Origin of the sequence: Gilliamella sp. Nev6-6 (assembly GCF_001690605.1) — a bacterium.
Lineage (GTDB): Bacteria > Pseudomonadota > Gammaproteobacteria > Enterobacterales > Orbaceae > Gilliamella > Gilliamella apicola_C.
On record NZ_LZHP01000089.1, the window covers coordinates 1 to 12,094 of the forward strand.

A 12,094-nucleotide genomic window follows, 5' to 3' on the forward strand; every position below is an offset into this window, starting at 1 on the left:
CCCTCGGCTGTTTGCGTATGATAAGTTTTGCCATAATAAACGGTCATTGCTCCCGTTACGCCATTATCAGCCATTGACCATGTTAGATATGCACTTGGTATACATCCCACCACTGAGCTGCAACCTGGTGATAATGCGGCTGCTCCAAACCCATCGATAGCAGCAAACCCAATCTGAAGGACTCCTCCTGCTCGAGTGGTTATGCTGTATTCATTATCAATATTCTTTGTACCATCAAAAATACCATCAAAAAATGTATACTGAAATAACTTTTCATTTTTTTGATAAGGTATACCAAATATAGTTCTATTTTTTGTGTGTTCTTGAGCTGCAAGCGTTTCTCTATATGCTTGTAACTCGTCACTACTGCCTAACTTTTCTAGTTCTCGGAGTGCCGCTTTCTGCGGGTCATTATCAGCCAGTTCGGACGAACATTTAATTAGTGCACATGCTGCTGCAAGATAACGTAATTCTTCCTGCTTATCTCCTTTAGCCAATTTTCTAATTCGTTTATTCTCTCTACGCGTAGTTAAACGGTTATTCTCAACCGCATTCTTACTCGCAGCTATCGAAGCACCAACATCACCCACATCACCACCAACGCTGGCCGTGGCAAGGCCTGCTGCTAGTTGCGATAATGCGCTGATGTTTTGTTTTTCTGCTTCGGTGAGGTCTTTGATGTCTTTGCCATCATAAAGCTGTTTGATGATAACTTCTGCGGCAAGTTCGCCACTTACTGCGCCTGCACTACCCGCTAAGCCTGAGTTGCCTTGTAGTTCGGCTATAGTGCCCGCTAATATGGCATGAGCCGTTAAGCGGGCAACTTCGTTATCACCGGATTGTTTTTTGATTTGTTCTGCTAGCCATGGCGCACTAGCACCTGCAAGACCACCCGTGATGTCGCCAGTGATGATGCCGGTAATGATTGATGCGGCTGAATCTATGCCTTTGCTGACATCTCCACCCATGGTGCCAAGGTTGTTTTTTGCATTTTTTACCACTACATCGCTGACGGCATCATAATAATTTTGCTGGTAAAGCTCGTCGTAGCTTTTTGGGGTGTAGCTCGGGTCGAGTTGAGCTTTAAGCTCTTCTTCCTCTAGCCGTGTCTCGACTTAAGTCGTTGATATCTTGTTGTTGTTTGTCTTTGTTGCGGATGATGAGTTGACCTTGCTCTACCGCTGAGTGGGTGATGCTTGAGTCTTTTTCACTGTTTTGATATGCCGCTGGTGCACCTGCGCCACCCGTGCCGCCACTGACCGAGATATGGCTAACGTTGAATTCTGCTTTGTTTTTGATATCACTAAAGCTGATTGTGCCCGTATCAAGGCGGTTTTTGTTGGTGTCTTCGGCTTCCGAGGAGATGACTGCCCCTTTTAGGTCGGTGTTGTTGCCTACCTTGATGTCAAAGCCACCTTTGCCAGCAAAAATACCCGATTGGTCGGTGACACTTGCCCATTTGCTGTCCATTTTGGTGCTTGATAGTGAGCCGTTGGCACTAAAGCCACCAAAGCCAGCACTGCCACTTACTGAGGCGCTGATTTTTTCGTAATCATAGTCGTCCGTATCTTGCAGTGATTGGATGTTTAAGTTGTTACCCACATCCATGTTGACCGTGTTGCCTTTTAATTGGCCGCCTATGATGTTAGTGTCGTTGCCCGTTTTGATGGTGAGTTTGTTTTTCGCATCAATCACGCTTTCTGTCCAAGCACTGCCGTCCGCATTTTCTCGCTCTCGGCTAAAGTTGGCATTGCCTTTAAAGCGTAAGTTAAAAGATAATTACAACTAATTTTGTAAAAATAATTCAGGAGTCTATACCGTTTGTTTTATTGGCATTTAGTGACAGTATTAACTGTCACTTTTTACTGGTAAATATACAAAATTTGGGATCGGCTTATTTTTATTTCCAAATATTTTTTTTGTTATCTAAATATTGTTTCCAATTAAAATATAACCGTTTTTCATTTTCCTCTTGAGTGTGCTTAGTAGGGTCATAATCATTAGATACAGGCATATATCTAACGAAAGATTCTATCTCTTCAGGATAGCCAAAATTTTCATAAATTGTTTCAACTTCACCTAATGGATCTTTAATGTCATAACGAAAATTATATAATTGTAGTAACAAGACATATAACCATTTTTCGTTACTATAATCTTCTAAAGATCCAGCAATTTTTTCCAACAAATCACCTAACTCAAAAATAGTAGAAGAATTAACCATTGATAGTTCAAATGCATCTTGATTACTACTGCCATTAATAATCATATCATTTGCATAATTAATAACATCTTTCCAACCAATAATATGCTTTCGATATCCCCATAAAATATCTTTCCAATTTAGATGAATTGTATTTTTATTTAAATCAAAATTCATTATTATTTAACCTTTTGATTAGGTGTTCCATTTATTTTACCACCTGAAATAAATCGTTGATGTGTAATATTTTGAGTTTTAGGATCGATAATATATTCAAATATTCCACTTTTACCATTAAAAGAGCCTTCTGTTTGTAATAAAGTTCGCTTAATACCATCACCACCTGTTATTGTAAACACCTCCCCTTTTTTAAGTTGTTCTTTACTTACGAAACTTGCTGCTCTATGTAATGGATCTCCTTTTAAGCCACTGCCCGATCTATTATAGTCTATAATTTTATCGGCTACTTTAGATAATGTTTTTAATCGAGCTACCTTTTGAATAATTGCTGTAGAAGCACCAGTCATAACATAGCCGGAACCAACTTCTCCTATAATTTTACCCTCTAAATACCCCATCATTTCACCAGCTAGTGCTGGATCATTTTTTAATGCATAACCATAGAGCTCTAACCACTCAGTATACGAAATTTTAATTGCTTCATAAACTTTATCAGGATTGGTTATAGAATCATAAATACCAACAATAGTATCTATCGGATGTGTAGCCGCATCGGCTGTTTCTTCTAACGTATTTTTTATACCATCTATTGCACCTCCAGCTACAGCTTGTTTTTTTGCTAAAACATATTTCCAAGCTTTATCTTCATCGCCTTCAAATAATAATATTTTAGCTTGCTCAATCTCTTCTAAATCTCTTTCGGTTTCAGTTTTGAAAAAATTTATTATACTTGATGAGTTATTCTCAACCGCATTCTTACTCGCAGCTATCGAAGCACCGACATCACCCACATCACCACCAACGCTGGCCGTGGCAAGGCCTGCTGCTAGTTGCGATAATGCGCTGATATTTTGTTTTTCTGCTTCGGTGAGGTCTTTGATGTCTTTCTTTTTACCGTTATCATCTTTATAAAGGTTGCGGATAACTTCTGCGGCAAGTTCACCACTTACTGCGCCTGCGCCACCTGCTAAGCCTGAGTTGCCTTGTAGTTCGGCTATAGTGCCCGCTAATATGGCATGAGCCGTTAAGCGGGCAACTTCGTTATCACCGGATTGTTTTTTGATTTGTTCTGCTAGCCATGGCGCACTAGCACCTGCAAGACCACCCGTGATGTCGCCAGTGATGATGCCGGTAATGATTGATGCGGCTGAATCTATGCCTTTGCTGACATCTCCACCCATGGTGCCAAGGTTGTTTTTTGCATTTTTTACCACTGCATCGCTGACGGCATCATAATAATTTTGCTGGTAAAGCTCGTCGTAGCTTTTTGGGGTGTAGCTTGGGTCTTGTTGAGCTTTAAGCTTTTCTTTTTTTAGCTGATCTGTGGTTTTTTCTTTTAGGCCTTTTTTAATTTCTTCGTCGTTTTCTATTTTGTTTTGTGCCTGTATTTGGTCATATTTGCCCATTACGCTTTTCGTCTGTTGGGCTATGTCTTTGATAAGCTCTACCGTTTCGATTTTGTCGAGCTCTTTTTGTTTGTCAAATATCGGTTTTAGTGAGTTATTCGCATGCTCCGTATCTCGGCTTAAATCATTAATATCCTGTTGTTGTTTGTCTTTGTTGCGGATGATGAGTTGACCTTGCTCTACCGCTGAGTGGGTGATGCTTGAGTCTTTTTCACTGTTTTGATATGCCGCTGGTGCACCTGCGCCACCCGTGCCGCCACTGACCGAGATATGGCTAACATTAAATTCCGCTTTGTTTTTGATATCACTAAAGCTGATTGTGCCCGTATCAAGGCGGTTTTTGTTGGTGTCTTCGGCTTCCGAGGAGATGACCGCCCCTTTTAGGTCGGTGTTGTTGCCTACCTTGATGTCAAAGCCACCTTTGCCAGCAAAAATACCCGATTGGTCGGTGACACTTGCCCATTTGCTGTCGATGTCCGTACTTGATAATGAGCCGTTGGCACTAAAGCCACCAAAGCCAGCACTGCCACTTACTGAGGCGCTGATTTTTTCGTAATCATAGTCGTCCGTATCTTGCAGTGATTGGATGTTTAAGTTGTTACCCACATCCATGTTGACGGTGTTGCCTTTTAGTTGGCCGCCTATGATGTTGGTGTCGTTGCCCGTTTTGATGGTGAGTTTGTTTTTCGCATCAATCACGCTTTCTGTCCATGCACTGCCGTCCGCATTTTCTCGCTCTCGGCTGAAGTTGGCATTGCCTTTAAAGCGTAAGCCACTTTCATCACCACCAAATTGAAGCTGGATACCAACCCCTCCTCCATAGCTTTTTTCATCACGGTCACTGTGCTGGGTGTTGACCGCACCAATCACATTTAAATCCCGATTCGCCGTGATGTTGATATTGTTCCCTGCGTTGATTTCACTGCCTTTAAGAGTGATGTCTCCGCCTTGTTGGTTGGCGTCACCCGTGGCGATAATGTCGATGTCTCGCCCTGCCGAGATGCTACTGCTGATGACGTTGTGTTGCGCTTGGTTGACTTCTCGCTCTGTGCGCTGAGTGCCTACCATGGCACTAACACCAATTGAAGCTTGGCTTTGACCTTGTTGGTTTTTGAGCTGGCTATCTTCTAGCGCTTCGACCGCTGTTAAAGCCGATTTGATGGATTGTAGGGCAAGGAGTTTGTCATTGCCTTGTTTCTTGGCTCGCTCTACGGCTTTGGCCGCTTCATACATATCTGCGGCCGTGCCCGTTAAGGCCACCGTTAAACCTGATTTTTCGTAGCTGTACTCTTCTTTATACGTCGTTTTGGCATCTAATGCTTCGATGTTAACGTTTTCGCCTTGCAGTTTGATATCACGCTGCGCAATGACTTCGCTGCCTTTGATGTTCACGTCTTTACCCGCTCGGATATTAACACTGCCATCTGTGCTACCCACCACACTGCCCAAAAAGGCTTGTTCGTTATCGGTTTGTTTGAGGTTTTCTTTCTCTTTACCCACCGTAAAACCAATACCCCCACTGCCCATTAATCCCGATTTCTTGGTGACGGCTTTTTGCATGTGGTAGTAAGACTCTTCCGCCGCATCAATGGCAATATCTTTGCCTGCGTTAAGCGCGACATTATTGCTACCAATCACTTCACTGCCCGTGACCTTAAGGTTATTACCCGCATTGATGTTGACCCTATCACCATAAATGCCACTGCCTTTTTGCGTGATATTATCGACTTCAATATCTTCGGTAATCGAACCTTTGTTAAGTATCCCTTTGGTTTTGCTTTTGTGATGTTCCGTTAATTGCAAGCGCTCTTGCTCGCTACCAATATCAATATCATGCTCTGCCAATAAATTTAAGCGCTTATTGCTCGATATCTGCGCCGATTTTGCCAAGATATCATTGCTAGCAATCAAATTGAGGTCGCCATCGGTTAAGATTTCACTCCCTACCACGTTGTCTATATCCACTTTGTGTGAGTGGTTTTTATTCCATACCGATGCTTGATGGCTTTCTGTCTTTAATGTCGTTAAATGGATATCGTGTCCCGCTATCATGTTGGTTGTGCCATCTTCACCCCCATTGACCACTAAGGCTGCACCCAGATTGATATCATGACCCGCTTTTAAGTAGATATCCCCCGCTTTAACGTTGAGACTTGAAACTTGGTCTATTACCGTATTTTTGCTTTTACTTGCGCCGTAATGCGTTTCGGTAGTAGCCGTGGTGCTGTTTAAGTTGATGTCGTTATTGGCCTGTAAAGACGCCAATTTGTCTGCACGTAATTTGCCACGGCTGTTTATGCTGTCTTTGGCTTGAATGATGAGGGTTCCTGCATCAATCAGGCCTTGGTTATTGACGTTATCCCCTAATAGCGCAACCCGTTTTTTCCCTAATATCGCCCCCGAGGATTCAATGTCATTTTCCGCGATTACCGTGACACTTTTTCCTGATAATAAGCCCCCTTCCGCCGTCAGCTGTGGTCTATTGACCAGATAAACTTGGGGTACTAATACTGACACCGCTTGCCCATCAACCATGACCGTTTTGCTTTCTAACCAGACTATATCGCTGGTGAGTTGTTTCATTTGCGCTGCTGAAAGTGCTACACCTACAGCTAAGCCATATTTTTCCGCAAAAACACTGCCTGCATTCATTAATGCCTTATATTGTTCTAGGTCGCTGGTATAATCACCCACATATCGATGCCCCGTTAAGGCTATAATTTGCTCTCGAATCAGCTGCTGCTCATAATAACCGTCACCTAACCGTTTTTGGATATTGTTCGGATCGACCTTTAAGCGGTTGAGCATGTAATCAGAGCTTAACCATTTTTTTCGGTCCGTGAAACGGCTGTCAGTTTCCACTAAATAATGACTTTGTGGCGCTTTATTTATTATCGATAAGCTGTTTTGCGGTAAGGTCAAATTAGGCTCAACAAGGATAATTGAATCACCATAATGCTGACTATCTTCACTGGTCACTTTTTGATTAGCGTCAATAACTGGGGTATCAAGCGCTGGTGTGTCAACGTTATCAGGTTGATAAATAGGTTGCATAATCGGTAAATCATTGACCTGATGTTCCGGTAAAATGCTGATTTTACCCTTTTCCTCACCTTGGTTAATGATGTCTTTCAGTGAGTTATTAAGGTGTTTGTCGTTTTTGACCTCGGCCTTAATCGGATCAACAATAATATCTATACTAACATTCGCCTCTTTACGTGGTTGTAAATCAACTTGGCTTTTATCCTCTTTACTGTGCGCTTTTATTTTGGCATGCTCAAGATCGATGGTGGTGACCGATTGGTCGTTATAGTCGCTCCATTTTGCTCTTTTTTTATATACGGCTTTACCTTTCTTAGTCTCTTTCTCGCGGTAATGGTAAATTTTATTACCCATATCAGTGACCGTGTGCTGGCCTTTTAATGAGTGATTATTGAGTGTGCCAGTCTCAATATTTAAGGCATTACCCGCAATAATTTTACTGTTATCATTTTCTAAATGGTCGGATTGTATATGCAAATCTTGACCAGAGATGATTTCTGCTGGTGCAGTATTTTTGATTTTAGTTTCATAAATATGCCTTGTGTAATCATATTTGTAATACTTATAGGTGGAATTAAAAGCGCCATTATTGGAATGCAAAACAGGGTATCGATGCCGCTCTTTAGGGCTAGTACGAATACTTACTTCATCGGGTTTAAATCGCCGAGCATCTCCGGTTGGTGAATATTCAATAAGATGTTGACTATCGACTAAGACCTCTTCGGTTTCAATATGGTCATTGATGTTGTTAATTTGCTTGACTTTTAATGCCATATCGTCAGTCGCTTCAATCCGTGCTGAGTGATTGTTTAAGGTTTCACCCTCAATATACATATCCCCTAAGCTGAATATCAGCGCATGATTGGTATTATTTACTGTGTTGGCATCCAATAAAAGCGTGTCCCTTGCTGCAATAGTTGGCGCAAGCGGGCTGGTTAAAGAAAGCGCTCGGTTGTTCACCTGATGAGCTCGGATATCAATCCCATTCCCATATAAGCGCGCGCCGTCCAGATTGTCAAAACGCTGCGATGCGTTTAGGTGAACGTCACCACCATCAATCAGTCCTTTATTTTCCAATATTTGCCCATTGGTGTTGATTTCCTCTGATTCGATAATGCCTTTTTCTGTATTTTTTATTTCGTCACTGTTAAGGGTGATGGCTTGACCCGATGAGATTTTTCCGTCATTGGTAATTTGGCTGGCGTGGATTGAAATAGCATTATTTGCCAGTAAGCTGTTTTTGTTATCAAATGCATTAGTTAAATTAAGCGCAATATTATGTTCAGCAAGGAGTTCACCATCACCACTGAGTTGATTTGCGGTAATGGTAATATCATTGGCTAATAAACGAGCTTGACTATTAGCTATGTCACCCGCTTGAAGATGTAATAACGTTTTCGCTACAATATCGGCTTGTTGATTTTTAAGCGATTGGGTTTTTAACTCAATTTCCCCAGCATTCAATTTGGCTTGATGATTATTGATTGAATCCGCTTCAATCAAAATCCCCTTATTGGCCTCTGTTGTTGAGTATTTATTATCAATCGTGCCATGAGATTGTAATTGAATTTGTTGCATCGCAGTAAGCTTGGCATGATTATTGGTTAAATTATTCTCTGCATGTAGCCGAATATTACCCATGCTCAACAATTTCGCTTGTTGGTTATCAACGGTTTGCCCATCTAAGGTGATATCCCCTTTAGCTTGAATATCAGCAGACTGATTATTGATGTGATTCGCTTTGACCGTGAGGTTACTTTCTGCAACCCATTGTGCTTGGTGGTTATTGACCTCGTTGGCGGTTATTGCCAATTTCCCTTTACTGCTTAATTCAGAATCTTCATTATTTAAAGCATCTGCATGAATGATAATACCATCTCTCCCTGAGATTAGCATCGCATGTTGATTAGCTAGGTGGGCATTGACATCCATTTGCATACCTTGTTTGGCCTGTAAGGAGGCATGGCGATTGTCAAGGTTATTGGCATGAATCGAAATATATTTATCCGCTAACCCAAGGGCGTGCTGATTATTTATTTCGTTACTGTTTACGGTAATATTTTGTTTAGCCGATAAGGTGCTATCTTGGTTATTCGTTTTGTCGGCATCAATATGTATAGAGCCATTAGTAATTAACGTGGCGGATTGATTATTAAATTCGGTACTTTGGATGTCGATGCCTTTATCAGCATGAATATAGGCCGATTGATTGGCTAATTGTTTAGCGGTTAATGATAATTGGGCTCCCGATATTAAGGTTGCTTCGTTATTATTTAATTTATCGGCTTTGACGGCAATACCCTTATCGGCTTTGAATACAGATGAATGATTATCCATATCATCACTATCAATAATAATGGCATTTTGGCTAACCCATTTGACCGATGCGCTATTAAGCTTTTTGGCTTTTATGCGAATCTTATCGTCAGTTTTTAATATGGATGACTGACTATTAAGTTCATCTGCATTAAGCATAACTTCGTTACCGGCTGCCAATAAGTTATTTTGATTATTTATTTGCTTGGCAGCCATAGTGATTTTATTTTGTGTTCGAATATCAGCGTTTTGATTATCTAATTGCTCATCACCATTAAACCCAACATCGCCCGTCGCAACCATGGTGCTATGTTGATTATTAATCCTTTTTCCCTGCATAGTCAGGTCATGACCAGACTTGATTTTTGAACGTTGATTATCAATGCGCTGTGACTCAAGCTCCAGTTTGTCACCAGCAATGAGTGTCGCATCAGCATTGTCCAATTGGTCGGTAGCCGTTATAGATAAGGCTTTACCCGATTGCATGGCTAAATGACGATTATTAATCTTATTACCATCTATCTTTATCGATTGCTGGCTAATTATTTGTGCATGTTGGTTGTCAATATCGTGAGCCTGAATGTGAATAGCCGCTAATGCATTGACGAGGGTATTTTGGTTATTAACCTTGTTTGACAATAAGTCAATTGTTCCATAGCTCTGTAATTTGCTGTTATGATTATTTAAATACAGTGCGTTAAGGTAAATATTTTTATAGCTCGATATTGACGAATTTTGATTATTTATCGTTTGTGCATTTGCGGTAATATGACCTTCACTAATCCATTTCGCATTATTGTTGTCTAATTGTGAATTTGCTGTAACAGCTATGTCACCTTTAGCACTTAACGTTGCTGCATTTAATTTAACCGTGTTTGCTTCAAGGGTGGATTGTTTTTCACTCACGATTAACCCTTCAGTTGCATCAATGCCATCAAACGCTTTCAGGTTAATATCCCCTTTTGCTTTAACTTTTACTTTTTGTGCATCAATATGCGAACTTATCATATTGATATCATGATTACTGACCAATACCCCCTCATTAACCCATAGTTGCTCTGCGGTTATAGCAATGCGATCGCTTGCGCTGAGTTCGGCATGATAATTATTGATATTTTTACCTTGTAACGTTAAGGTCGAATTCGTTAGTAATAGTGCAGATTGATTGTCGAGCTCGGTTGCATAAATTGATAAATGACCATTGGATTTTAATTCTGCTGATTGGTTATTCACTTGCTGACCATCAATAGCCATATTATGCTGTGCAGTGAGCGTTGCGTGTTGATTAAAAAATTGCTTAGCTTTGATATTAATTGTGTCGTCTGAAATAAATGTCGAAGAATCATTATTAACTAGCTCACCGTGAATCGTGATAGTTCCTTTCGCACTTAAAGCCACTTTTTGGTTGTTAATTTGATTAGCATCAATTGTTAACGTGTCTTCTGTTAAGAATTTAGACTGTTGATTATCAAAAAGATGACTATCAATTGTTAAATATTTTTTGGATTGCAAGGTTGATTTGCGATTTTCCAATGTATTGGCTTTTATGTGCAAATAATCATGACTTACTAATAATGAGCCATTATTGGTGATATATTCCCCTTGAAGATTAATCGCGCCCTTCGCCAGCAAGGTACTATTATTGTTGTCAATAACTTGTTTGCCATTAAAATGAATTGCATTGCCGACATTGAGTTTTGTTTGTGCGTTATTTATTTTATTAGCATTCAATACCACATCTTTATCAGCCAGTATAATCGCTTGTTGGTTATCAATTACGTTTGCTTTAGCAAAATAGGTTGCATTAGTTTTAGCTTGTAAATAACGGCTATCAATCAAATTATTGGCATTTAAATTGATGCTTTCTTTGCTATTAATTTTAGCCGCATTGAGATTGATATTGTCAGCCGTCACCGCCAGCGATTTAGCTATATTTTGGCTGTTTGCAAGGTCAACATTGTCTTGCGCATTCACCACAATCTGTTGACCCGCTAAATTTTTGCCCGTTAATAAAACATCTTTAGCCTTGGCTGCAATATTGCCTTGTTTAGTCAACTGCCCTTGTTGGTCAATCCCCGCCGCAACGGTACTGCTTTTACCACTATTTATCGTTGAGGCTTTAAGCTCGACATTATTTTCAGCGATTAATGCCCCCTCATTAGCAATCACTTTTTTGGCGTTTAATTGAAGGTTTTTTTTGCTGTAAATTTGTTGACTGTTACTAATAGTGTGTTGACTGCTTAGCTGAATATCACCTTTAGCTTGTAAGGTACCAGTATTGCTGATTTTCCCATCCGCACTGATTATAAGGTTACCAGCACTTGCCCCTAACTCGCCTGCATTATGTACACCAACCCCTTTTTCTGTCCCGACTAGCTGGATTTTACCCGCATACATCCCCCCCAGTGCCGAAACATCCAAGCCAACTTCCGGTTTTGGGTTATCATCTTCGCCTAACGATGTCACCGTTTGTGCGTCAACGCTGACTTTATTACGCCCTGCCACCACATTTAAATCATTTGCCCATACCGCAGAATTTATCGATACCGTGCGAGCAATTAAATCCGTATAACTTTGCCCTGAACTGTCCAGACCTTTACCCGTTACCGCTATATGACCTTGCTCTACCTGATAACCGGTTAAATCCCCATTTTCAATTATCGGTTTACCCGTCGTTAATGTGCCTCGACTCGCATTAATAAAACCACAACCATTACAGGTGATCCCCGATGGGTTGGCTATAACCACTTGAGCCTTTTGTCCCGCAACTTCAACGACCCCATTTAATTGGCTTGGGTTACGTGAGTTGACTTCGTTTAAAATGATTTTGGCACTGCCACTGGCATTTAACAGTTCATTACCTTGGATATAACCCCCAATTTGGGTTTTGCTGGTTTTACTGCTGTTATTTAAAATTACACCTTGCTTTGAGACATCAAACTGTTGG

The 12,094-nt window shown here is 40.7% G+C and carries 4 protein-coding genes and 1 pseudogene; all 5 read right to left on the minus strand.

Annotated elements, in window-relative coordinates; genetic code table 11:
- On the minus strand, window positions 1-1,001 hold a 1,001-nt coding region (locus tag A9G42_RS10415), incomplete at its 3' end, for a VENN motif pre-toxin domain-containing protein (RefSeq protein ID WP_179854647.1).
- A gap of 82 nt (window positions 1,002-1,083) precedes the next feature.
- A complete protein-coding gene (locus A9G42_RS10420) occupies window positions 1,084-1,575 on the minus strand; it encodes a hypothetical protein (RefSeq protein ID WP_257006420.1) in 492 nt (163 codons plus the stop codon).
- Window positions 1,555-1,752: pseudogene (locus A9G42_RS14385) on the minus strand (hemagglutinin repeat-containing protein); the annotation flags it as partial. The pseudogene A9G42_RS14385 and the gene A9G42_RS10420, both read right to left, overlap by 21 nt.
- Before the next feature lie 148 nt (window positions 1,753-1,900).
- On the minus strand, window positions 1,901-2,380 hold the full coding sequence (locus A9G42_RS10425; RefSeq protein WP_065643117.1) for a DUF2247 family protein: 480 nt from the start codon (window positions 2,378-2,380) through the stop codon (window positions 1,901-1,903).
- 2 nt (window positions 2,381-2,382) lie between these two features.
- The coding region (locus A9G42_RS10430) for a hemagglutinin repeat-containing protein (protein WP_065653389.1) at window positions 2,383-12,094 on the minus strand (9,712 nt) is incomplete at its 5' end.

Coding starts and splice junctions, on each gene's coding strand:
- A9G42_RS10425 (WP_065643117.1), bottom strand. CDS start 2,380: ATGAATTTTGATTTAAATAAAAATACAATTCATCTAAATTGGAAAGAT.